Consider the following 21,962-nt stretch of genomic DNA (forward strand, 5'->3'; position numbering starts at 1 on the left):
TTCATGCCCCCTGTCGTGCGGTGTGGTCGAGGTCTGCGAGCTCGTCGAGGAGGTCCTCGGTCTCGGGGTCGGGGTCGAGTCCGTCGAGCTGGGTGCGCAGCTGCTGAACGAGTCGGTTCGCGTCGTGGCGGCGGCCAGCGGCGACTTCAGCCCGGATGCTGTCGCGCCAGACGCGCTCGTCGGCGGGGTCGACGCGGCGGCCGGCTTCCGCGGCGCGGCGTGCGGTGGCGGCGTCCCCGTTGGCGAGCGCCCTGGCGGCGACCTCGTGCGCGACGTCGACGATCGTGGCCATGATCTCCTGCGCGAGGTTCTCGGCCCAGACGTACCGGGTGGCCTTGGCATCCTCGAACGGGCGCCCCCGGACCATGTCCAGGGCGGCGAGCAGGTTCTCGGTGGGGGCGGCCGCGATGTCGTCGCCGATGAGCTCGAGCACGACGTGCCAGTCCGTCGGGACGCCACGCAGGCGGTACTCCGAGACGACCTCGCCATCGGCGTCGGCGTCCTTGCTCCAGAACCGCGGCAGGTAAAGCTCGCCGTCGGCGTCGGCGCCGAGCCAGCGGCGCGCTCGAGACACGGCCGAGCGACGCGTTCCGAGCGCCTTCTCCGGCGTGGAGGTCGGCCACAGGGCGCGGGTGAGCTCGTCGGTGCTCATGCCCTCGGGGTGCAGCGCGAGCAGGGTGATGAGCTCGGTGGTCTGGCGACGGTACCGGGACTCGGGGGTGACGCCGGCGGTCCCGTCGACCTCGACCGGTCCCAGCAGCTTCACGATGGGGTGGTGCAGCTGCAGGAGCTCCCCAGCGCTCGGCCCGGCGGGCGCTGTGAGGTTGGAGGACACCTCCGCCGGCTGCTCCTCGACGACCGTCAGCGCAGGCTCGTCGGGCACCGTGACGGCGAGATCGGTGAGCGTGGGCTCGTCCTCGATGGCGGTGAGGGTGGTCGTCCAGGTGGGCCCGTCAACGGGGTCGGCATCGGCCTGGCGGAGCAGACCGAGAAGGTGGGCGTACGTGGAGGCGTCGACCTGCTGGGGACGCACGGTGATCCCGACGGGCGACAGCCGCGCGCTCTGGGTGTCGTCGGCGTCGATGTCGAGGACCCACTCGCCGATCTGAGCGTCAGTGGTGACCGCGGCGACGCCAACACGCGGGACCCGGGACACGAGGTTCTCAAGCATGTCGCGCACCTCGGGGTCGAGCCGCTCGCCGACGAGCAGTACCTCGGGGGTCCAGGCGTCCCCGCGCAGTCCGCGGCCGCGAGCGTCGGGGATGGACGTCGCCTCGACGGCGTCGAGCGTTGCGGTGACGTCGGCGGCGCGCGCTTCGAGCTCTCGAACGATGTTGGAGAGGCCGGAGACATGTCGGATGCGGCCGGTGTCGACGACGCCCTCGAGGCCGGGCATGATCCCGACGAGCGTGACCTGCAGGTCGTCGGCCCAGGTGCTGGTCGCCAGCTCGAGGGCGAGAGCAGCGAGGGTGGCGTGGGACGCGTCGGCATCGCCGCGGACGTCGAGACACTCGAGGCGCTCGAGGTCGAGGAGCAGGTGGGCGTCGTCCTGGTCGTGACCGATAGTGACCAGCGACGGGTATGGGGCTGCGCCGTGAGCCGCGGCCTCGGAGAGCGTGGCGGTCTGAGCGTCGTGCGCGCTGATCTGCCAGACGGTGCGCTCGTGGACGGGAACCCAGGGCGTGGGCAGCTCGGCGGGCGCGTAGAGGTAGACCTCGAAGGAGTCGGGGGTCAGCCGGGCGGCGCGGACGTCGGGCAGCGCGAGCTGCTGCTCACGGTGCCACGCGGCCATGGATCGGAGCGCGACGTCGACGGTCTGGACGCTGAGCGGGTCGGTGACGGCACGGAGCTCCTGCTCGAGCACGGACTCTGCGGAGGCGGGCTCGGGCAGTGCGATGCGCTGGCCGGTGCGGCGGCGCCGGCGCGCCGCGGCTCGCTTCCCGCCGAGCAGGGCGAGGACGCCGGCGGCCAGGATGCCGCCGACGCCCGCGGCGGTGCGTACGTCGACCACGGCGTTGTCGTCGACGTCGTCGTCGGCAACCGGGGCGTCGACGAGGTCGTCGAGCTCGGCAGGTGCGGGCTCATCGAGATCAGCGCCAGCCGGCTCCTCGACGGCCTCGACCGGGGCGTCGACGGTCTCGCTCGCGGCGGGTGCCTCAGGTGTGGTCGGCGCTGCGGGCGTAGACGCCTCGACCTCAGCGACGGGGGCCGGTGCCGGCGTCGTGGTGGGGTCAGGAGTCGCAGGGGCCTCGGCCTCGGCCGGCGCGCTCGTCGAGGGAAGTGCGAGGGTCCAACCGGGGCGGATGAGGTCGGGGTCGGTGAGCCGGGCTCCCCCGCCCTGGTCGATGTCACGCGAGGCCTCCACGATCTCTGGGTAGCGGTCGCCGTCGCCGAGCTCGGCCTGGGCGATGTCCCACAACGACTCCCCCGGCGCGACGATGTGCGTCCGCGCTGAGGTCGCAGATGCGGCCTCGGGCGCGGGCACCGCTGCGTCCGAGGGCAGCTGCAGCACCCAGCCCGGGTCGATCCAGTGCGAGGTGTCCAGGGCGTACCCGCCGGGCTGGTCGCGGCCGTAGTTCAGGTCGGCGATCTCCTGGAACCGCATGCCGTCGCCGAGCTGCGTCTCCGCGATCGACCACAGCGAGTCCCCGCGCTGGACGGTGTACTGGACCGCCGGCGCCGTCTCCATGGCGGCCAGCGCTGCCTCGGCGGGGGCCTCGATGTCAGTGGCGGTGTCGGGCGTGGCGGTGTCGTACGTCGCGACGGCGACGGTCGTGGCGGGCAGCGCCTGGGCAGTGGCGGACGTGGCGATGACCGGGCCGGCGGTGAACATCGCGATCACGGTGGCGATGAGCGCGGAGGCGGCGCGCTGCTGCACGCCGAGCCCGCGCAGGCGTGGCGCGCGGAGGCCGCGCAGCTGGGCGGGGATCTCGAGGAGTACGGCGATCGCGAACGTCGCCCAGCCGATCCACGCGATGGTCTTGATGACGCCGAGCGTGAGTGTGCCGGTGACGTCGGGACGCGAGAGCGTGCCGGTGACCTCGTCCCAGGTCGGGAGCGAGGTCGGGATGGGGCTGCCCGCGACGAGCCAGAGCGCGACGGGGATGCCCACCAGGAGCACGAGCACGGCGAGCAGGGCGCCGAGTCCACGCAGGACGCGGGCTGTGGTCGAGGTGCTCATGGGATCTCCTGGGTCACGCCTCGGGCGATCCGCGCGGTCGCGGTCGCGGTGCTGTTCCTCTCGCCGAGGAAGACGAGGATCTTGGCCTTGTACGTCGTCTGCGCGGTAACCGTGACCTCGTCGCCGTTGACGGACACCCGCCCGGTGACTCCGGACGCAGCGAGGGTGTTCTGGGCGGCGGCCACGGCGGCGTTGGTCGACATCCCGGGCCGGGCGCCGTCACGCACGGCGGCGACGTTGATCTGCTGCCCCGCCGCGCGCGCGGCCTGCTGGGCGGCGTACTCGGCGGTGTCGTTCGCTCGCAGCTTCCCGCCGCCGTCGACGACGATGCCGATCGCGATGATGACCGCTGCGGCGAGCATGATGATCAGCAGCGAGGAGTCGCCCCGGTCTGAACGCAGGCGGGTGCGGATCCAGCTCATGCTCGCTCCCGGTAGGCATCGATGACGGAGGTGCCGGTGGACGTGATCGTGCGGGTCCCGCCAACGCCCGGGATCGCGAGGTCGGCGAGCGGGACGACGCACGTGACGGTGACGGTGACGGCGCCGACCTGCCCGACGGGCTGGTTGAAAGCTGACAGGTCGGTGGCGACGTTCGTCGAGGAGCACTTGAGGTTCGCGTTGGCGAGCGTGCTTGCTGCGGTGGACGAAGCCTGTGCGCCGGCGATCGCCTGGGTGCGCGAGATGGACGCGGCGCGCGCGGCCTCGTTCGCTGCGGACTGCACGCTCCCCTCGGCCAGGGCGAGGCGACCGGCCATCAGCAGGATCGCGCCGATGAGAAACAGCGCTGGAACGGTGGCCGCCGCGCCGAGGGACATGCTCCCGCGGTCCTCCGACAGGCGCTGGCGAAGGTAGGCGATCACGGCTGGCCCTCGAATCGCTCGATGGCACCGGTCGCGGTCTGCGAGACGGTGAGGTTCGGCAGGAGCGGGACGATGGAGATGACCTTGCCGGTCACCGTCACCGTGACGTTCTGTGCTCCGCGGGCGATGGACACCGACGCCTCGGGCAGCCCGCCGTTCGCGTTCGAGAGCCGGGAGTGGGCCTCGGCGTAGCCGGCCTGGTCGGTGCCGCCGTCGATCCGGGCGACCTGGACGGCGCCGTTCGCGACGCTCTGGGCGACGTTGTTCGCGTGCTGGTAGAGCCCGATCTGGATCAGCGCGAAGGCGACGATGAGGAGCACGGGGACGACGACTGCCGCCTCGAGCGCGACGGCCCCGCTGTCGTCGGCTCGGGCCGCCGCCCAGCGGGCGCGGAGGCGGTGTCGGATCGTACGCGTTGCCATGTGGGCCCCCTACCTCGGGAAAGACGCCCGAGGAAGATTGTTTGCTGACAAAGCCACCCTACACCCGCGCCGGCCCGTTCGCGAGATCACGATCGGGCCGGCGTGGGCGTCGTGGCGGTCAGAGCTGGCCCGTGAGGGTCGTGCCCTTGGTCGTGAGCGCGGCGATGACGATCGCGGCGAGGGCGAGGAGCCCGATGGTGACGAGGACCTGGGTGAGGCTGACGTCGCCCCGGTCGTCGTTGAGTCGCTCGGCGAGCTTCGCCGTCCTGGTGCGGAACTTGGCTGCGAACTTGGTGCTCATGCTGTGCCTCCTGCTTGGCGATGTAACCCCTGATACCTGAACTAACGGCCCGGAAGGGCCGTCGTGTGACACCCGGGTGGGTGTCGGCGAGATCTCAGAGCTGGTAGATGACGGCGTACATCGCGATCGAGATGAAGATCATCGCGATCGCCGTCACCGGGACCCAGATCTGGACCGATTCTCGCTTGGCCTGGCGGACATCTGCTGCCAGGTCCGCCTTGCGTTTGGTCGCGGCCTGGCGGCGCAGCGGCTCGACGATCGCACTGCCTTCCTTGCCGGCGTCCCGCATGATGTTCGCGACGTCGCGTAGGTCGCGCACGTCGAGCTCGTCGCCGAGCTCGGTCAGCGCGTCCCACGGTGCCTGGCCCGCCCAGCGGCCGCGCTCGAGCGCGGCCGCGATGCGGCGGAACGGCCACGACGTGGCGACCTCCGCGGCGCCCTGGGTCGCCTGCGCGACACCGGCGCCGGAGATTCGCTCGATGGCGAGCAGGTCCATGTACGCGCTGACCGCCTGGGAGAACTGCCTGCGGGCCTTCTCCGCGAGGCTCTTGGCCTCGAGGTCGGGGAAGAACCACCCGAGCGCACCGGCCGCGAGGGCGAGCCCGGCGGGCACGGTGACCGGGAGCGTGGTGCCGAAGGCCGCGAAGATCGCTCCGATCATGGGACCGACGAAGAGGCCGACGAGGGCGAAGGTGACCTTCTTGCCCACCAGGCGCGTGGTGGTCAGACCGATGAGATCGAGGTCGGAGTTGCTGGGGCTGACGCCCTTGACGGTGAGCAGTCCACCGCGGCGCTGCACCCAGGCACCGACCCGGTCGGTGACGTCTGCGTCGTCCGGGACCGCGACGACTGCGGGCCGGTCGGCCCCGGACATGCGGTCGATGGCGGAGCGCAGGTTCGGGTGCGCCGGCGCGAGCTCGCGGATGATCAGGAACAGGCCGGCGGCGGCGACGGCCCCGGCGAGAGCGGCGAGGATCCAGGTGAGCATCATGACCTCTCAGTGGCGGTGAGGAACCGCGGCTGGGGGCGGCCCATCGCGATCTTGCGCATCCACAGCAGGCACCCGACGTAGGCGGCGATGAAGACCAGGGCCAGGAGCTGGCCGAACGGGCCCTCGTACGCCTCCATGTAGACGGGGTTGGTGAATGCCATGAGCCCGAGGAATCCCAGCGTGATGAGCGTGATCCAGCGGGCGTTGGAGCGCGGGGACTCGCGCTCGGACTCGATCTCCAGCATGGAGCTCGCGCGCTGGCCGACGGTGTCGGCGAGCTCCTCGAGCGCGCGGCTGATGGCGCCCTCGCGCCGGTCGGACTCGAGGATCAGGGCCGCGGCGATGAGGTCGGCGGTGGCGTCGTTCATCTCGTCGGCCCACAGGCGCAGCGCAGGCTTGATCGGCTGCTGGGCGTCGAGACGGGCTACGAGCCGCGAGAGCGCCGGACGCACGGTGGGCGGTGCGGAGGCCAGGGACGCGCGCAGCGCCTGTTCCAGACCTGCCGCGCCACCGACGAGGATGCCGGCGAGGCTGCGGATCCAGGCCTCCAGGTCGGAGAGCCGTTCCGCCTCGCGCGAGCTGGAGTCCTTGCGCACCAGCGACGGCAGCCCGACGACGGCGGCCGGGAGGATGAGGATGAGGATGTACCAGCCGGTGGTGATGGCGGCGACGATCCCGACCACGATGGAGCCGAGGAAGACCCACCGGTGGCGGGCGAGTGGCCCTCCATCGGCGAGGCCGAGGAAGCGTGCGAGTTCGTGGCCGAACGGGGCGGTCCGGGTGGGCTTGGCCTCTGGCGTGCGGTCGACCTTGTGCAGGCCGACGACGACGAGCCAGATCCCGACGGCGACGGCGATCGTGGCCGCGGTGATGGCGAGTGCTCTCATCGGGAGGCTCCCTCGTGCCACAGGCCCTGGCGGGCGTTGAGCAGCTGGCGGTCGAATCCGACACGGACGAGGTCGTCGACGAACGACGGCGCGTTCGCAGGGACGGCGCGCCCGTCGGCCCCCGGGACGAAGACGTCGGTGACGTTGTAGGGGTTCTCGCGCTCTCCCTTGACGGGTTCGATGATCTGGGAGATGAACCGGTGGGGCGCGCCCGAGTCGTCCCTCTCGACGGAGATGTAGATGATCAGGTCGATGGTCTGCGCGATCTGCCGGTAGGCGTAGGTCTCCGACAGCGTCTTGTCCTTGGCCGCGATCCCGGCGAGACGTTCGATGGCGTCGCGCGCGGCGTCCGCGTGGACCGTGCTCATCGAGCCGTTGCCGCCCTGCATGGCTTCGAACATCGCGACGACCTCTTGCCCGCGTACCTCACCGACGATGATGCGGTCGATGTTGTGGCGAAGGGCCTTCTCGAGTGCCATGGAGGTGGTGATGGCGCCAGCACGCGTGCCGGCGGCGGTGAGCTCTCCCGATCCTGGTCGTGCCTGCTGAGCGAAGACGCGCCCGTGGCGCTCGGGCTCTTCATGGAGGTAGAGCTCGAAGTCGGTCTCGATCGTCGCGATGGACTCCATCGGGGGCAGGGCGCTGGCCAGGCCTCGAAGGAGGGTGGTCTTGCCCGATCCCTGGCCCTGGCCGGCGATCACGAAGGTCTTGCGGGCCAGGACCGCGCTCTTCAGGAACTCCTCGAGCACGCGGTCGATGGTGCCGAGGTCGCGCAGGATCGGGAGATCGACTTCCTTCAGGTGCTGCAGTCGGATGGTGACGCGCGGGCGAGGGGTGACCCAGGCCGCAGCGGCGAGGCGGGCTCGTCCCGGAAGCGGCATCTCCAGGTGCGGGCTGGACCTGGTGAAGGTGTGCTCGATGTTCGGGTCACGCGCGGCGAGGAACGCGACGAACGCGATCAGGTCGTCGTCGGAGTCCGCGACGGGCGCGACCCACTCGTGGCTGCCGTCCGCGAACAGCAGCAGGACCCGGTCGTGGCCGGAGATCTCGATGTTGACCACGTTCTCGCGGTCCACGAGGGGCTGCAGTCGCCCGAGGCGGAACATCGCGTCGAACAGCGCCTTGAGCAGCCGCCGCTCGTAGTCGGCGTCGAGGGCAGGCAGGTTGCGTGCCAGGCGCCTCTCGCTCTCGTCCTTCACGACCTGCTGGATGTGACGCTGGCCGAGCGCCTCGCGCGCGGCGACATCGGTACCGCCGACGCCTCGGGCTTCGAGGTCATCGGTGAGGCGACGAGAGACCTCCTCGCGCAGCTCGCGGACGGTGCGCCAGAACTCACGGTCCGCAGCGGCGTCGACTACTTCGCCCGCGGCAGTGGCCGGCAGGCTCGTCGGAACGTCTCCGCCGCCGGGCTGGCTGGCTGGATGGTTCGTGGCCGGCGCCAGCGCCGAGGTCCCTGCGAGCGCGGCGCGGACGTCGACGGAGGCCGGGCGGCTGCGGAACATCGGCAGTGCGGCGAGGTCCTGCTCCTCGCGCTGGGTCTCGGTGGTCATGAGCGTGCTCCTACGGGTGCATCGAGCCGAGCCCGGCGCGCGGCGACCCGGGCCTGGATGGCACTGATGGTGGGCGGGATAGAGCGCACGAGGGCGGACCGCGTGAACTTCCCGGCTGGGGCTCCGTTGGCGAGCACGTCGGCCGCCGGGCCGTCGGCCGCGATCGTCTCGCTCAGCGGGCTGAGCTCCGTCAGACGCGAGATCTCGGCCACCGAGTGCGGCTGGCCAGGACCGACGACGAGCAGGCCGAGGTTCGACAGCTCGCGCGCGCTCGCGTCCTGACCCTGGGCGCGCTCGGCGTGCAGCTGCACGGTGACAGCGATGTTCGCGAGGCTCGAACGCGTGGTGAGCAGCACGAGATCGGCGGCGGCGATGAGCGGGTCTCGCTCGTCACGGCCAGCGCTGATGCGGCCGAGGTCGACGATGACGTCCACTCCCCCGCGCTCGAGGGAGACGAGGTGCTCGGCCAGCGGCCGCCAGACCTCGCGCAGGATGGGTGACATCTGCGGCCCGGCGATCCCGGGCAGCAGGGCCTTGGTCTCGTTGACGCCGTCGAGACCCGAGAGCGCCTTCCACGGAAGGTTGGCCGCCTGCTGCGGGTGGTAGGTCTGCTGCCACAGGTCGGAGAGATCCCCCTTGGTCGCGTACGAGATCGCGAGGTCGCGAAGGCCCTTCTCGGCGTCGACCTGGCCCTGGAGCAGACCAGGGATGACCGTCGACCCCGCGATGTCGGCCTCGACGTAGAGCGCGGGGCGCGGCCAAAGCAGGGTCAGGGCGAGGGCGGTCGTGGTGACGCCGGGAGAGCCCTTGGCGGAGGCGAGTGCGATGACGGCCACGTCAGTTCTCCAGAGAGTCGAGGACCAGGGCTACGCGGCCGGTCGCGGAGCGGGCGGCGAGGCCCGCGGCGTCGGAACTGTCGACCTGGACGTTGACGATCGTCTGGTCCACGTTCTGCGCGCTCGGCTCGACGGAGACGACGACGGCCTCGATCGCTCGCGGCTCCTCGACGGGGGGCTCGCCCTGGTTGACCGGCGTCTCGACGATGCGGACCTGGTCGCCGGCGTGCAGCGTCTCGGTGGGCATCTGGTAGCTCGCCAGCGCGACACCGACGATGGACTCCCCGGTGGGCGGCGTGAGCACGTCGACGACGCCCGCGGGGGTGAGGATGCTTCCGGGGAGCAGGTCGACGGCGGCGCGCTGTCCGATGAGGCTGCCGATCTCCTCGGCCGGCACCGTGGACAGCGTCGTGGGACCGGCGGGCAGATCAACTGCGGTGAGGTCCTCGGCCGCGATGACGTCGCCTCGCGAGACGGGGCCGGCGACAGCCACGACCTGGACGGTGTCGCCGAGCGTGGTGACGAGGTAGTAGCTCGTCAGGCCGCCGAGCGCGATGAGCGCTGCGCCGAGGCCGTAGATGGCCGGACGACGTGAGAGCTTGGTCGTCTTCGCCGGTGGTGCCGGCATCTGCACCGAAGGCGCGGTGTCTGCCGCGCGCCGGGCCTCGACGCGGGTCTGGGTGGGCGTGCTCATCTCTTCTTCTCCCCCTGCTGCTTGAGGTATGCGGACAGGACAACGGTGGCGAGGTGGCTGCGGTCCTTGGCCCCGGTCTCGGTCACGAGCGAGTCCAGGACGGTCTGGTTGTGCTGGGTGACCCGGAGCACGAGCTGCGTGGGCGCGCCCAGGTTCTCCTGGGGAGCTCGCTTCCGAGCGGGCGCCCGGTCGAACAGCGACTTCGGCGCCGGCCCCACCAGCGACTCGCCGACCAACCCCCGCAGGCGCGCGTACGGGTCGGCGGCGTCGTGATCGATGAGGGCATCGATGGCGTCGAAGTACAGAAGGGTGTTCTCGGTGCCGAGCTCGGCGCGCCGCTCGTTGAACTCGGCCCGCAACACGGAGGGGACATAGACCGGGTAGTTGTGCTTCGGCTCGCGCTCGGGCGCGCTCGCGTCCGCCCCCTTCTTGGCGCTGCGCGTGCGCCGCGGCCGCGAGGTCGTGGCCTTCTTCGCGCCACTGTCATCGGCCGCGGCCGCCGGGTCCGCTTCGCTGCGGGAGGCGGGCTCGGGCGTGCGAGTCTGCTCTTCTTCCTGCACCTGCTCGGCCGCGAGCTCCTCGGCCAGAGCGTCGGCACCGACGCTCGGAGTTACCGGGGAAAGAGAGCCGACGAGACCGGAAGTGCGGCCCGTCCCGAACACGCCCCCCAGGTCCTTGGGCGGGAGCCCCTTGCGCTGCGCGTTCATGCCTGGCCCTCCCCTACTGCCGCCGCGGCGACGTCCTCTTCGTGCTGGAGCTTGGTGACGATCTGCTGGGTGAGCGTCTGGTAGTCCCCCGCGAGGCTCGACACCGAGCCGGCGACCCGCTCCTCTGTCTCGTCCGCCTGTCCGACGTTGGTCGCGACCTCTTCACCGGCGACCTTGAGCCGCAGCGACTCCCACCACTTGGGCTGGTCGGCTGCCTCTTGCTCGAGCTCGTGGACCAGGAGCCCGGCGTTACGTGCCTGGATCGCAGGTGCCTGAGCCCATCGGATGTAGGCATCGAATAGCGGCTCGGCGGTGCCGAGGTCGGCAGCGATGTCGCGCCGCGCACGCTCGCGGATCTTGGTGCCTGACGACGCGGTGGCGAAGAGCACGATGCCGAGAAGCCCGAGGGTCGGGTTCGACTCCAGGGCGACCTGGTATCGCTCGGCGAGCAAGCGGACGCTCTTCCTGGACGAGGCATCGGCCTGCGTCGGAATGAGCAGCCAGCGCGAGGCCGCGAGCGCGATCTCCTGGAGGAGGTCACCCATCGGAGGGCAGTCGATCAGGACGACGTCGTAGCGCTCGGCGATGGGTGCGAGCGAGATCGCGAGGCTGTTGAGCACCTTCTCTCGCTGCTCGTTGGTCGAGGCCGCGGCCCTGCGCTGCTCCAGCAGCCAGGCGAGCTCCTTGGTGTGCTCCCCCGCCATCACGACGTCGAGGTTCGGCCGGATGCCCTTCGTGGGCTCGAGCGGCTTGCCCGTCAGGATGGCGGTCAGGAGGGCCTGCCCGTCATCCGACTTCTGGTCGTACGTGTAGCCGAGGTCCTCGCCGAGGTTGTCCTGTGAGTCGAGGCCGATCAGCAGCACTCGGAGGCCCGCAGCTGCGAGCAGGCCGCCGACGTTCGCGGTGATGGCAGTCTTGCCAACTCCACCCTTGGAGTTGGCGACCGTGATCACTCTTCGGAGGAGGATACGGACTAGTGGTGGAAGCATCGTGATCGCTCTCGGTTGACACCATGATGACTCCGGGTGAGAGGTGTTGGCCTCCCTGCGGCGCAGCATGGAGTTATGGCAGGTACAGGGCGAACACTACGCGTGTCAAACACGACCCACAAGCGTAAGACGCGTGATGCTCTTGTCGATCTAACATGGCCAGCCGTCAGTAGGCACACAAGCATCAAACACAAGACGTACTACAGGGACGCAAGTGGGCAGCAATAAGCATGTTGAAAGCCACGGGGTAGCCAGTAGACCCAGCACGTACGGAAGATGTGTCCGAAGCGAACATCCAATGGAGGGATCGCCTGTCCCGCACGGTACGTCGGTGGGCTGGTCACCATGCCCCTTCGATTCCTGCCCCGAGGCCGGGCACCAGCCGCGGCGACTTGCGGGCGCCTCTGGCGGCCGTTCTCGCGTCGCCCGGACGAAGACACCGGGGGAGGGTTGATCGGGCCCTACAGGGCCGCCTGGACCGCTCTGGCGAGACGGCGGACGGCGCGGCTCGCTCGCGCTCGGAGCGCGGCGTGCGAGATGCCGAGCTGGCGGGCGACGCACTCCTGGTATCGGCCAGTCTGGAGCTCTGCGTACTCGGGGCGGTCTGGATCGGGTGCGTAGAGGCGCTCCAGCAGAAGTGCGTCGTCGGAAGAGAGCGCCTGGATGTCGACGCCCCACGCAATGAGCCGAAGAACTTCACCGGTCGGTCCGAGGTCGAGGTGCGAGATCTCTTCGATCGAGATGGGGGAGTGGGTCTCCCTGTCCGCGAGGGATCGACCTTGGCCGCCGTCGAGCAGGCCGACGGGGTCGGCGACGGCGACGGTGACGATTCTGCGGTGTGCGGCGCTGGCGCGGGCGGTTCCGGCGACGGACTCGAGCGTCCTCGACCACAGCCGCCGAGCGATGTTCGACGGGTTGCGCGCCACGTCATATGTGGCGATCGCAGACCACATCGCGGCCGTAGCGTCGGAGGTGGCCTCGTCGAGATCCTCGTAGCGGCCCCGGCAGCGCCGAGCCATGCGCGCGATAGCCGGGAGCATGCACTGCAGCACCAGGCGGCCTGCGGGGTAGTCGCCGCGCGCTCGCTCCTCAAGGAGCGCGGCGAAGATCTCGTCGGCCTCAGGGGCCGTGAAGCGCGCCTTGCCGGGGGCGCCGCCGTCGATGCGCGCCATCGGCGCGAGGGCGGGCCAGCGCTGGATCCAGTCGTCGACGCGGTCGGCGAAGTCGCCCTGCTCGATGAGTGCGGCCCACTCGCGGTCGAGCTCGTGAAGTGTCTGTGCGGACATGTTGAATCTCCCCTCGAACGTCCGCACTTGACGTTCCTCACGGGGTGTTGCCCGGACCTGTTGCTCACGACCTAGCGCAGAGTGTGATCTAGATCACATTGACTCCGCCTCGATGTTTCCGCAGGTCAGTGGCCATTTCGCAGACTGTGGCCCAACCGGACCGCGCGCTGGGTGATGTCACACGGCTTCCCTCGGGACCCGTTGGTTGTGGGTGAGGAACCACTACTACGAGTGCCAGGAGCGCGGAGATGACATCTATGCCCGACGTCTACAGCGACCCGGAGGGCGCCTGCATCCTCGACCTGTCGACCGTGATGTCGGCACGGCGCGAGGTGGGGCCCGTCGTCTCGCGCCTTGTCGACGACCTGCGTGAGCAGCTGGGCCGCGACCCGCTGGGAAGCGAGTCGAGCGCGCAGACGGCGCGCGCGCTGAACGCGGCGCTCACGAGCGCGCGGGCCCAGCAGGGACGCGAGGCGCGCGGTCGAATCGACGCGCACCTCGCGGCGATCCCGGACGAAGACTCCGTCGGGAGCGCGACATGAGCCCCCTCACGACGAAGAGACGGCGGGAGCGCGTGCCCGCGGAACGGCACAGGCCGGCCCACGCGAACACACCCCCGCCCACCGAGCCGAACTACGGCACACCGGAGCCGGTGCGCACCAACGCCTGGACAGGGGGCACGGCTCTGACGGCCAAGGCAGCGACCGCCGGCCTGTGGTGCCTGGTCGCCATGGGGCCGCTCGGCCTCGGAATCTCCTTGGCGGGCGGCTCGTCGAGCGCACCCCCGCCCGTGCCGGCCAGCACCACGGACGTGGCCTGGTCTGAGGCCAGCGTCGCGGGGGAGCGCGCCCGGGTGCTGGTGGAGACCTGGCTGACCGCCTCGCGCGAGGACAGCGATCGCCTCGCAGAGCTCTACGCCGGCGACACGGGACGCCTCCCCGAGGTCGGGGAGACCGTGCGCGACGTCGCCGTCGCCTCCGTCACGGAGGGGGAGCGGGGCGTCTGGTCGATCACTGTCGGCGTCGACGTCCAGGTCCCTGCCGCTGAGGGCACCGAGGACGAACCCACCTGGTCCCGCCGCTACTTCGCCGTGCCCATCCAGGTCGCGGTGACCGAGTCGGGCGCCGCGGCTCAGGCGCTGACGCTGCCGGCGCCGGTCGCTGGCCCGGCCGTCGGGGAGGGCACGGCCCTGGAGTACCCGGTCTCAGTCCCCACGACCGGCGCGCTCAGCGAGGCGGTGACGCAGTTTCTCGCGGCCATGCTCGCGGGGGAGGGCGACATCTCGCGCTTCACGAGCCCGGGCGTCGTCGTGTCGGCGGTGGTGCCCGCGCCGTACACCGCGGTCGACCTCCGCCGCCTCGACGCGACGACGGCGGTCGAGGACGAGGCCACCCCGGCTGAGGGCCAAGTCGTGCACGTGCATGCGCGGGTGGAACTCGCCCGCGTGGACGGTCAGGCGAGCACCGCCGAGTACGGCGTCGAGCTCACCGCGCGTGCCGGTCGGTGGGAGGTCAGCGACCTCACGCCCTTCCCCAACCTCCGCCTCGCCGACGGCGAGACGGTCACACCCGCGGCAGAAGCCGCTGACGAAGGAGAGATCAATGGTTGACATCGTGGTGCCCGCGGCGATCACGCGGGCTACGGAGCAGGTCTTCGCGTCCGGGGGCGCGCTCCACGGAGCCGGCCCGGTCCCGACGGCGAGCATCTGGGACATCGTCAACGACCAGACCGCGCAGGCGACGGGGGCGGTGAAGGCCGTCATCGGACTGGCTGCCGTGGTGATCATCCTCGTCATCTTCGTCAAGGCGCGTGGCGCCGTCGGAGCTCTCATCGGTGCCGGTCTCGTGGCCGCAGTCGCCCTGTGGCTCGTCGTGTTCGGCGGCGTGGACATGATCGCGGGCTCGGTCGACGAGACGATCCAGTCCGCTCCGCCCTCCCTCACGCAGCTCGACCGCGTCGACGCCCAGTAATCCGCGAACGGCGCGTGCCGTCGTGCCCCTGAGAGGAGGACGCCATGTCCGAGGAGATCGAGAGCGCCAAGTTCTACACGCGTGCGCGTCGAATCCCGATCCTGATCGGTCGCCTGCATGACGGCACGGCCATCCCGGGCGGCCCCTACACGATCACCCAGCTCGCGGTGGGCGGTGGTAGCGCGCTCGTGATGGCCAAGACCACCGCGATCTGGGCGGTCTTCGGCCTGCTGATCAACGTCGTCGTCTTCGTCGCCGTGGTCCTGGGCCTGACGTTTCTCGCGGGCCGGCTGCCGTCCACCGGGCGTAACCCGATCGCGTGGGCTGCGGACGGCCTTGGGCTGCTCATCAGCACTCCCGGCGGCGTCCAGAACGGGCGGGCGATGCGCGTTGCTCGGCCTCACGCGGTTCGACACCAGATCGCCGCGAGCGGCGGTGTGAGCGCCACCCGAGCGACCACGGCCGCGCCTGCACAGACCGCCGCGGTGGCTGAGGAACCGCCTGCCGCGGCGGCCGAGGTAGTTGAGGTAGCCGGCACAGCACCATCACAGCTGACGGGCGTCGGGCGCCTTCTCGCGTCCGCCGTCGCAGGGAAGGACTCGAACCATGATGCGTAGCCAGATTGCCGGACTCGCGCCCGGCCTCATGTGGACGCGCTCCGGCGTGGTGTGGGCGGTGTGGCGCCTGGAGGCTCTGCCCTACGGGCTGCGTCCCGACGCCGCGAAGAGCGAGGTGCGCGCGATGCACACCGGCCTGCTGCGCGCGCTGCGTGGCGAGGCGCTGCTCCTCGGCGCGACGGCCACCGTCGACCCGGCGTCCGTCGTCGCGCAGATGCTGCGGGACGGCTCGGACATGATCGAGCTCGAGCAGCACCCCGAGCTCGTGGCCGAGTGCGAAGCCACCCTCGACTTCCTCGAGGGCATCGAGCTCGGCGAGCGCGTCTTCTGGCTCGCCACACCGCTGCGCAACGAGGGCAACCGGTCGTGGGCCGAGCCCCTTCGTGCCGCGTTCGCCAACCTCGAGGACGCACTCGCCATGCCCCGAACGGGTCCGTCCCTGCGTGAGATCTCCGCCCGCCAGGCCCAGGCGGAGGAGCTGCGCAAGGCGCTGCCGGGTGGGCAACGAGGCTTCGACGCCCGCCCCGCGACCCAGGCGGAGATCGTCTGGATGCACCTGCACGCCCAGCAGCGCGGACTCGGCCTCGACCTGCCCGTCCCCGGTGCCGACGCGAACCAGCCCGAGTCGCTCCTGCTGCAGTCGCCCTCCGCGATCCCGAGTCCCGTCATCGACCCCTGCGGCCAGTCGGACACCGACGGCCGCCGACCGAAGCCCCTGGGGCCGAACGACATCCTCAAGCGCAGGTACCTCAAGATCACCAACCCGGACACGGGCGCGGCGTCCTACCAGACGATGCTGGTCCTGGCCGACACCCCCGACGGAGGCGTGCGCTTCCCGGGGGGTGAGTGGCTCGGGCGTCTGGACGAGTCCGGCGTCCTCGTGGACTTCGCGCAGCGGATCACCATCCGCACGCGCGAGGAGGTCACGTCGAAGAACCGGCGCGCCAACGCGAACCTCGAGGACCAGCTGGTGCAGCGCCAGGGCGAGAATCGCGCCGGCGCGGGCAGCCAGCTCTCGCACGCGGCCTACGACCTGGCCGAGTACCAGTCCCTGATGGACAACGACAAGCTCGAGGTCGAGGCCGCCTCCACGACGATCTTCGCCGTCGCCGGCCACACCCCCGACCAGGTCCAGGACGCAGCACGGGACCTGACCAGCTACTACGCGTCCGCCCAGTTCAAGGTCGTCGCGGACCCGACCGCACAAGAGGCGCTGTGGTGGGCGATGCTGCCGGGCGTCCCCACGACCCGCGTCGTGCATCAGTACAGCCAGATCACGACCGCCCGCCATCTCGCCGCGGCGGTTCCCGTGACGTCGAGTGCGGTGGGGGACTCCCAGGGCTCGCTGCTCGGCCTCGAGATCTCCTCCGGCCTCCCGCGCGCCGTCCTGATCGACCTCAAGGGGTCAGGCGCGAAGCTCGACGTGGCAATGGCCGTCGGAGTCGTCGGTGAGCTCGGTGCAGGCAAGTCGGTCGTCATGAAGAAGATCACGATGGACGCCGTCGACCGCGGCGCGACCCTGATCGCGATCGACCGCACCGACATGGGCGAGTGGGGACACGCCGTGGCGTCCATACCGGGGTCCGTCGTCGTCGACGTCTCCGAGCACGCCGCACACTCCTTCGACCCGCTCAGGATCTTCCCGCCGGCCTCCGCCGGCCGCATCACGCAGTCGTTCCTGACCGCGCTGCTCAACGTCTCGGCGACCAGCGACCAGGGCATCGTGCTCAACGAGGTCCTCGGCGCCGCCTACCTCGAGCGGCACCGCATCACCAGCCTCGGCACCCTCACCGAGCACCTGGCTTCGACGGACTGCATCATCCCCGGGTCCGACGACGTCGCGCGCAAGATCCACGTCTTCTCGACGAAAGACTTCGGCCGCGCGCTGTTCGACGAGACCCTGCCGCCCGTCGACATGGACGCCCCCGCCCTCGTCTTCTGGACTCGGCTGCTCGAGCTTCCCGACCCCGACGAGATCCGACAGGAGCACCTGTTCGCCCAGCTCAAGCTCGAGAAGGTGTTCGGCCGCGCCGTCTACGCCCTCGTCGCCGCCATCGCCCGCGCCCGGTGCTTCGCCTCCTCGAGCCAGCTCGGCGTGTTCGTCGTCGACGAGGCGCACTCCGTCACGTGCTCGCCCGAGGGCGCCGGCGAGCTTCGCCGCTTCGTCCGCGACGGCCGCAAGCACCTGGCCGCGCTCGTGATCGGCTCCCACGACCCCGAGGCGGACTTCGGGGACGAGGTCATGCGCGGCCTCATCCCGTTCCGCATCCTGATGCGGCACCGCGACAAGACCCTCGCCCAGCGAGGTCTGCGCTGGCTGCTCGGGCTGAACCCCGGCGAGGACGTCGACCCTGCCCTCGTCAGCCTCATCGCGGAAGAGACATCGCCCGTGCTCAACGGCGACGGCGTCCCCTTCGAGCGCCGCGGCGAGTGTCTCGTCCGCGACTTCCAGGCTCGCGTCGGGCGGGTCAAGGTCCTCGTGCCCGCGGTAGAGACGCGAGCTCAGGCAGTCCTGACCACGCCCACGACCTCGAGCGGGGAGAAGGCCGCGTGAACCGCCGCATCATCCTGCGCACCGCGCTCACCGTGGCCGCCGCGGTGGGTGCGGTGGCGGTCGGCGCGTCGAGCGCGACCGCAGCCGACGACCCCGCGCCTACCCAGGGTGGCGGCCTCGGGGACCTGCTCCAGGACTCGCGCGGGATCCCGCTGTCGAGCTTCACCCTCGACCTCAACGACGGCAACCGGCTGAACCCCGGTGACACCGGCAAGCTCGTGTGGGCGCTGATCATGCAGGCCGGGTGGGAGCTCTACAAGCTCAACGTCGCCGGCATGATCTTCATGCTCGAGTGGGTCATGCGGATGGAGTGGATCGACTGGATCTTCGCGCCGCTCATCGGGTTCGCCAAAGTCACCGACCGCGCCGTCTCGATGATCGGCATCGGGCCCCTCATGCTCACCGTGCTGGGCGCCGTCGTGGCGTACTGGCTCTTCCGCGGCCGCTACGGCGGGGGGATCGCCGAGCTCCTCATCGGCTGCACTGTCGCCGCTCTGGCCACCGGAATCCTCGCGAACCCCATGGGTGTGATCGGCGGAGACGACGGGCTCATCATGGGCGGGCGCGACGCGGGTATCGACCTGGCGACCGCTCTTGCCACCGACGGTGAGTCGATGAGTGGTTCGGACACCGACACCTTCGTCACCGGGATCAGCGCCCAGCTCGTCGACACGATGATCCGCATCCCGCATCAGATCGCGAACTACGGAGCGCCGATCGACGGCACCTCCTGCGAAGCGACCTACGACGAGTGGGTCGGCAAAGAGGACGCACGCGAGAACATCCGCGAGTGCGACCCCTGGTTCAAGGCCTACGCCGACAACCCGTCTCCCTACGGAGCCGCGAACGTCTGGGAGATGTTCCCGAGCTCGCTCGTCTTCGCCCTCTTCACGTACGTGCTCGTCGCGCTCATGATCGCCACGGTCCTCGGAGCCGGCTGGCAGGGGATCAAGACGATCCTCCTGCTCCCGATGGGCGTCGTGCCCGGCGCGCCGCGCGCTGCCCTCTTCAAGTCGCTCGCGATGGCGCTCTACGCCGCGGTCCTGATCGCTCTGGTCGCCGTCTTCATCGTCGGGTGGATGAAGCTCCTCGAGCTCTACTTCTCCAACTCGACGGTGATCCCGTGGGCGATGCGCATGCGCATCTTCAACACCCTGCTCGTGGTCGGCCTCATCGTGCTGTTCCTCATGAGGCACAAGGTGAAGAAGGGCCTGACGAACCTGGCGGCCCGCGTTGCTGCCCTCGGCCCGAAGCCGTCGACGCTGCCGAAGCCGGTCCTCATGCCCGCGGCGTCGGCCGCCGCCGGCAAGGCCATGCGGATGGGCTACCAGGCCTGGCTGCACCGCAAGAAGCCTCCGATCCCCAGCCGGCCGCCGATCGCGCCGAGGACGACGCCCGCGCCTCTGCCCGCACCTGCGTCGAACCAGGCGCCCCCGCGGGTCCGCCCCGAGCTGCAGCCCGGAACCGCGCCGCTGGCACTGCCCCCGGGCGGATCAGGCGTGGACAAGCCGAGCAACTCCACCCCTGGGCTCCTCGGAGGAGCGCCGCGCCGCCCGCAAATCACGGCCGCGGAGAAGCTGCGCCAGCGCACAAAGAAGGCCGTCAGCCTCGCCGCCCAGGGAGGGGCGATGCTCGCCTCGGGCGGTACCTCGGCAGCCGCGACGAGCGCCAAGGTCGCCACTGCCAGCGCGAAGGCCGCCAAGGTCGCGAGGGCGGCCAAGGTGGTGCAGGGCGCCGTCGATGTCGCCGGGGCCGCGCGGTCGGAGCGCAACGCGGCGCTGCGGGAGAAGCTGCAGGCGGCTCGGATGCGCCCCACGGACCGCGGCGCGGTGGATGAGGGCACGGGCGTGCGATACCGGTCCCGGACCGTCGAGACCGGTGGTGGCCGAGTGGAGCTCTTCGAGCGCGAGCACACCACCGTCGCGCCGGCGCCCTCTGTGGCGCGCCCGAAGCCGGTCGAGGTCAGCGACCCCGGTGCCGGCGCCGTCGCGGCGCGGCTGCGCGAGCGGCTCGCCGGCCGCGCGAGTTCGGGAGGCGGACAGTGAGGCGCAGGCTCGCGATCGCGCTCGTCGTGGTGGGCGTGCTGCTGCTGGCTTGGCACGGATGGCCGACGACGACGGATTCCGAGGACCCGAGACCGGCCGAGACCTCGTCGTCCTCACCGCGAGCACCACAGGCCCCGAGCCAGCCGTCCTCGGCCTCGCCGGGCGACGTAGGTGCCGTGGACGAGCACGACCACGACCACGACGCGCACGAGGAAGGGTTCGACGAGGCTGACGTGTCTGCGGCCCCGGCACCGGCGGTGTGGGACGCCGCGGCTGCTGGCACGGCGAGCGAGGCGGCGGCCGCGGCGGTAGCCACCTTTGCGCGCACCGACCTCGCCCAGGATGCGTGGTGGGCCCAGCTGGACCCGCATCTGACGCGAAACGCGGCGCAGATCTACGAGAGCGTCGACGTACGCCTCGTGCCCATCAGCACGGTGACCGGCCCCCCCGACGTCGAGGAGGCCGACAGCCCGCTGCTGGCGCGGGCGAGCGTACCCACCGACGGCGGCCCCTACACCGTGGTGCTGGTGCGCCTCGACGGCGCGAGCCCGTGGCTGGTCGAAGAGATCCGCCCCCAGGAGGAGTCATGAAGAAGGCCACCGGCGCCGTCGTCGCGGCCGCACTCGTGCTGGGTGGTGGCGCGCTGGCGATCCCCGTCGCGGTCGGGGGCCTCGGCGTACTGGCAGTCATCACTGCCACACCTCAGAGCGGCTGCAGCGCGGAGGGCCCCTCTGCTGGGTCCGTCGACGAGGCCGCCGTCGCTGGCCTCGGGGCCGTCGGCGCCTACGCCGGGGAGCAGCTCGTCAACGCGAGCATCATCATCCGGGTCGGCGAAGAGCGGGGGGCTCCCGTCCGAGCGCAGGCGATCGCGGTCATGACCGCGATGGGTGAGTCGGGGATGCGGAACCTCTCCTACGGCGACGACATCCACGGGGTACGGAACCCCGACGGAACCCTGACCAGCTCGATCGGGATGTTCCAGGAGCAGAAGTGGTACGGCTCGGTCGAGAGCCGGATGAACCCCTGGGAGTCGAGCAGCAGGTACTACGACCGCCTCCTCGCCGTCCCGGGCTGGGAGAGCCTCGAGCCGACGATCGCGGCTCACAAGGCGCAGCGCAACGCCGACCCATTCCACTACCAGCGCTACTGGGACGACGCCTTGCTCGTCATGCAGTCCCTGACCGGGCTCGAGAAGATCCCGGGCCTCACGGACACCGCCCCTTCCGCGCCGTGCGCGGGTCCGGTCGCGGGGGACGTCGTGGCGACCAGCGACGGCTGGTCCAACCCCGCAGTCGGCCGCAAGGCGAGCGGCTTCGGGCCTCGTAACACGGGTATCCCCGGTGCGTCGACCTATCACCTGGGCCAGGACATCGCGAACACCTGCGGCACCTCGCTGCACGCCGCCGCAGCTGGCACCGTCGTCTCGGCCGGCCTGACCCCTTGGGGGGTCGGGAACATGGTCAAGATCGATCACGGCAACGGCGTGACCACCCTCTACGGCCACGTGCTCTCCGGCACCTTCCTCGTGAAGGTGGGCGACACCGTCACCGCCGGACAGCAGATCGCGTCGATGGGAGGCGACCGAGCTCGTGACCCTCAGGGCGCAGGTACAAGCTCGGGCTGCCATCTCCACTTCGAGGTCGCCATCGACGGCAAGGAACTCGATCCCGAACCCTTCATGGCCGAGCGTGGGATCCAGCTCGGGTCGGCCTCGGCCGCATCTGCCTAACCTCGACGACTCGTGCTGGCCCTTGGACCTGGTGACCGTGCTGGCCCGGCGGCCTGACCGGGGTTCCCGGTGGCCCGGCCTGGTGGCCTGACCCGGTGGCCCGGCCCATGGCCCGGCCGGGTGGCCTGACCCGGTGGCCCGGCCCGTGGCCCGGTGGCCTGACCCGGTGGCCTGACCCGGTGGCCCGGCCCGGTGGCCCGGCCCGGTGGCCTGACCCGGTGGCCCGGCCCGGTGGCCCGGTGGCGTGACCCGGTGGCGTGACCCGGTGGCCTGACCCGGTGGCCCGGCCCGTGGCCCGGTGGCCCGGCCCGGAGGCCTGACCCGGTGGCCCGGCCGGGTGG

At 71.0% G+C, this 21,962-nt stretch carries 21 protein-coding genes; 8 read left to right on the top strand and 13 right to left on the bottom strand.

The features are described from left to right. Position 1: 1 nt before the first annotated feature. The 13 genes from E1O70_RS18145 to E1O70_RS18205 all read right to left on the bottom strand — a co-directional run bounded on the left by E1O70_RS18145 (position 2) and on the right by E1O70_RS18205 (position 12,733). Complete coding sequence (locus E1O70_RS18145) at positions 2-3,181, bottom strand: AfsR/SARP family transcriptional regulator (RefSeq protein ID WP_061268902.1); 3,180 nt, start codon at positions 3,179-3,181, stop codon at positions 2-4. Beyond that, positions 3,178-3,603: a pilus assembly protein TadG-related protein gene (locus E1O70_RS18150; protein WP_061268903.1), complete on the bottom strand. Its 426-nt coding sequence runs from the start codon at positions 3,601-3,603 to the stop codon at positions 3,178-3,180. Before E1O70_RS18150 ends, E1O70_RS18145 begins: the two co-directional genes overlap by 4 nt. After that, positions 3,600-3,998 (bottom strand): hypothetical protein, encoded by a 399-nt coding sequence (locus E1O70_RS18155; protein WP_061268922.1) that lies wholly within the window; start codon positions 3,996-3,998, stop codon positions 3,600-3,602. The genes E1O70_RS18150 and E1O70_RS18155 overlap by 4 nt, the downstream gene beginning before the upstream one ends. Positions 3,999-4,039: 41 nt before the next feature. After that, a complete protein-coding gene (locus tag E1O70_RS18160) occupies positions 4,040-4,465 on the bottom strand; it encodes a TadE/TadG family type IV pilus assembly protein (protein WP_061268904.1) in 426 nt (141 codons plus the stop codon). A gap of 118 nt (positions 4,466-4,583) precedes the next feature. Next, positions 4,584-4,766 carry a hypothetical protein gene (locus E1O70_RS18165; RefSeq protein ID WP_061268905.1) on the bottom strand — a complete coding sequence of 61 codons (183 nt, stop codon included), beginning with the start codon at positions 4,764-4,766 and terminating at the stop codon, positions 4,584-4,586. Positions 4,767-4,860: 94 nt separating this feature from the next. After that, entirely contained in the window at positions 4,861-5,757 is an 897-nt protein-coding gene (locus E1O70_RS18170) for a type II secretion system F family protein (protein ID WP_128957771.1), read from the bottom strand. Beyond that, positions 5,754-6,644: a type II secretion system F family protein gene (locus E1O70_RS18175; protein ID WP_061268907.1), complete on the bottom strand. Its 891-nt coding sequence runs from the start codon at positions 6,642-6,644 to the stop codon at positions 5,754-5,756. The genes E1O70_RS18170 and E1O70_RS18175 overlap by 4 nt, the downstream gene beginning before the upstream one ends. After that, positions 6,641-8,194 carry a TadA family conjugal transfer-associated ATPase gene (locus E1O70_RS18180; protein ID WP_061268908.1) on the bottom strand — a complete coding sequence of 518 codons (1,554 nt, stop codon included), beginning with the start codon at positions 8,192-8,194 and terminating at the stop codon, positions 6,641-6,643. Before E1O70_RS18180 ends, E1O70_RS18175 begins: the two co-directional genes overlap by 4 nt. Then, positions 8,191-9,030, bottom strand: a complete 840-nt coding sequence (locus E1O70_RS18185; RefSeq protein WP_061268909.1) for a hypothetical protein — start codon at positions 9,028-9,030, stop codon at positions 8,191-8,193. Before E1O70_RS18185 ends, E1O70_RS18180 begins: the two co-directional genes overlap by 4 nt. Position 9,031: 1 nt before the next feature. Then, a complete protein-coding gene (locus E1O70_RS18190) occupies positions 9,032-9,724 on the bottom strand; it encodes an SAF domain-containing protein (protein ID WP_061268910.1) in 693 nt (230 codons plus the stop codon). Further along, positions 9,721-10,431: a hypothetical protein gene (locus tag E1O70_RS18195; RefSeq protein ID WP_061268911.1), complete on the bottom strand. Its 711-nt coding sequence runs from the start codon at positions 10,429-10,431 to the stop codon at positions 9,721-9,723. The genes E1O70_RS18190 and E1O70_RS18195 overlap by 4 nt, the downstream gene beginning before the upstream one ends. Continuing rightward, the gene (locus E1O70_RS18200; protein WP_061268912.1) at positions 10,428-11,384 is read right to left on the bottom strand and encodes a ParA family protein; all 957 of its coding nucleotides are present in this window, start codon (positions 11,382-11,384) and stop codon (positions 10,428-10,430) included. Before E1O70_RS18200 ends, E1O70_RS18195 begins: the two co-directional genes overlap by 4 nt. Before the next feature lie 497 nt (positions 11,385-11,881). Further along, positions 11,882-12,733, bottom strand: a complete 852-nt coding sequence (locus E1O70_RS18205) for a sigma factor (protein ID WP_061268913.1) — start codon at positions 12,731-12,733, stop codon at positions 11,882-11,884. Positions 12,734-12,954: 221 nt separating this feature from the next. On the opposite strand from E1O70_RS18205, the gene E1O70_RS18210 reads away from it, so the two are divergent. From E1O70_RS18210 to E1O70_RS18245, 8 genes are all read left to right on the top strand, one after another. Continuing rightward, positions 12,955-13,248, top strand: a complete 294-nt coding sequence (locus tag E1O70_RS18210) for a hypothetical protein (RefSeq protein ID WP_128957770.1) — start codon at positions 12,955-12,957, stop codon at positions 13,246-13,248. A 269-nt stretch (positions 13,249-13,517) separates the two neighbouring features. Continuing rightward, positions 13,518-14,315, top strand: coding sequence for a conjugal transfer protein (locus E1O70_RS18215; protein ID WP_167496906.1), 798 nt, complete (start codon positions 13,518-13,520; stop codon positions 14,313-14,315). After that, the gene (locus tag E1O70_RS18220) at positions 14,308-14,676 is read left to right on the top strand and encodes a hypothetical protein (protein WP_061268916.1); all 369 of its coding nucleotides are present in this window, start codon (positions 14,308-14,310) and stop codon (positions 14,674-14,676) included. Before E1O70_RS18215 ends, E1O70_RS18220 begins: the two co-directional genes overlap by 8 nt. A gap of 44 nt (positions 14,677-14,720) precedes the next feature. Then, on the top strand, positions 14,721-15,293 hold the full coding sequence (locus E1O70_RS18225; RefSeq protein ID WP_061268917.1) for a hypothetical protein: 573 nt from the start codon (positions 14,721-14,723) through the stop codon (positions 15,291-15,293). Further along, entirely contained in the window at positions 15,283-17,847 is a 2,565-nt protein-coding gene (locus tag E1O70_RS18230; RefSeq protein WP_128957769.1) for an ATP-binding protein, read from the top strand. The genes E1O70_RS18225 and E1O70_RS18230 overlap by 11 nt, the downstream gene beginning before the upstream one ends. After that, entirely contained in the window at positions 17,844-19,892 is a 2,049-nt protein-coding gene (locus E1O70_RS18235) for a hypothetical protein (protein ID WP_061268919.1), read from the top strand. Before E1O70_RS18230 ends, E1O70_RS18235 begins: the two co-directional genes overlap by 4 nt. A 176-nt stretch (positions 19,893-20,068) precedes the next feature. After that, a complete protein-coding gene (locus E1O70_RS18240; RefSeq protein WP_061268920.1) occupies positions 20,069-20,482 on the top strand; it encodes a hypothetical protein in 414 nt (137 codons plus the stop codon). Further along, positions 20,479-21,621, top strand: coding sequence for a M23 family metallopeptidase (locus tag E1O70_RS18245; RefSeq protein ID WP_061268921.1), 1,143 nt, complete (start codon positions 20,479-20,481; stop codon positions 21,619-21,621). Before E1O70_RS18240 ends, E1O70_RS18245 begins: the two co-directional genes overlap by 4 nt. Positions 21,622-21,962: the final 341 nt, after the last annotated feature.

The sequence above is a fragment of the Cellulosimicrobium funkei genome (genome assembly GCF_004519295.1).
Lineage (GTDB): Bacteria > Actinomycetota > Actinomycetes > Actinomycetales > Cellulomonadaceae > Cellulosimicrobium > Cellulosimicrobium funkei.

Excerpts from the sequence above, each read along its gene's own strand:
- E1O70_RS18145 (WP_061268902.1), bottom strand. The coding sequence starts at position 3,181 with ATGAGCACCTCGACCACAGCCCGCGTCCTGCGTGGACTCGGCGCCCTG.
- E1O70_RS18150 (WP_061268903.1), bottom strand. The coding sequence starts at position 3,603 with ATGAGCTGGATCCGCACCCGCCTGCGTTCAGACCGGGGCGACTCCTCG.
- E1O70_RS18155 (WP_061268922.1), bottom strand. The coding sequence starts at position 3,998 with ATGTCCCTCGGCGCGGCGGCCACCGTTCCAGCGCTGTTTCTCATCGGC.
- E1O70_RS18160 (WP_061268904.1), bottom strand. The coding sequence starts at position 4,465 with ATGGCAACGCGTACGATCCGACACCGCCTCCGCGCCCGCTGGGCGGCG.
- E1O70_RS18165 (WP_061268905.1), bottom strand. The coding sequence starts at position 4,766 with ATGAGCACCAAGTTCGCAGCCAAGTTCCGCACCAGGACGGCGAAGCTC.
- E1O70_RS18170 (WP_128957771.1), bottom strand. The coding sequence starts at position 5,757 with ATGATGCTCACCTGGATCCTCGCCGCTCTCGCCGGGGCCGTCGCCGCC.
- E1O70_RS18175 (WP_061268907.1), bottom strand. The coding sequence starts at position 6,644 with ATGAGAGCACTCGCCATCACCGCGGCCACGATCGCCGTCGCCGTCGGG.
- E1O70_RS18180 (WP_061268908.1), bottom strand. The coding sequence starts at position 8,194 with ATGACCACCGAGACCCAGCGCGAGGAGCAGGACCTCGCCGCACTGCCG.
- E1O70_RS18190 (WP_061268910.1), bottom strand. The coding sequence starts at position 9,724 with ATGAGCACGCCCACCCAGACCCGCGTCGAGGCCCGGCGCGCGGCAGAC.
- E1O70_RS18195 (WP_061268911.1), bottom strand. The coding sequence starts at position 10,431 with ATGAACGCGCAGCGCAAGGGGCTCCCGCCCAAGGACCTGGGGGGCGTG.
- E1O70_RS18210 (WP_128957770.1), top strand. The coding sequence starts at position 12,955 with ATGACATCTATGCCCGACGTCTACAGCGACCCGGAGGGCGCCTGCATC.
- E1O70_RS18220 (WP_061268916.1), top strand. The coding sequence starts at position 14,308 with ATGGTTGACATCGTGGTGCCCGCGGCGATCACGCGGGCTACGGAGCAG.
- E1O70_RS18225 (WP_061268917.1), top strand. The coding sequence starts at position 14,721 with ATGTCCGAGGAGATCGAGAGCGCCAAGTTCTACACGCGTGCGCGTCGA.
- E1O70_RS18230 (WP_128957769.1), top strand. The coding sequence starts at position 15,283 with ATGATGCGTAGCCAGATTGCCGGACTCGCGCCCGGCCTCATGTGGACG.
- E1O70_RS18245 (WP_061268921.1), top strand. The coding sequence starts at position 20,479 with ATGAAGAAGGCCACCGGCGCCGTCGTCGCGGCCGCACTCGTGCTGGGT.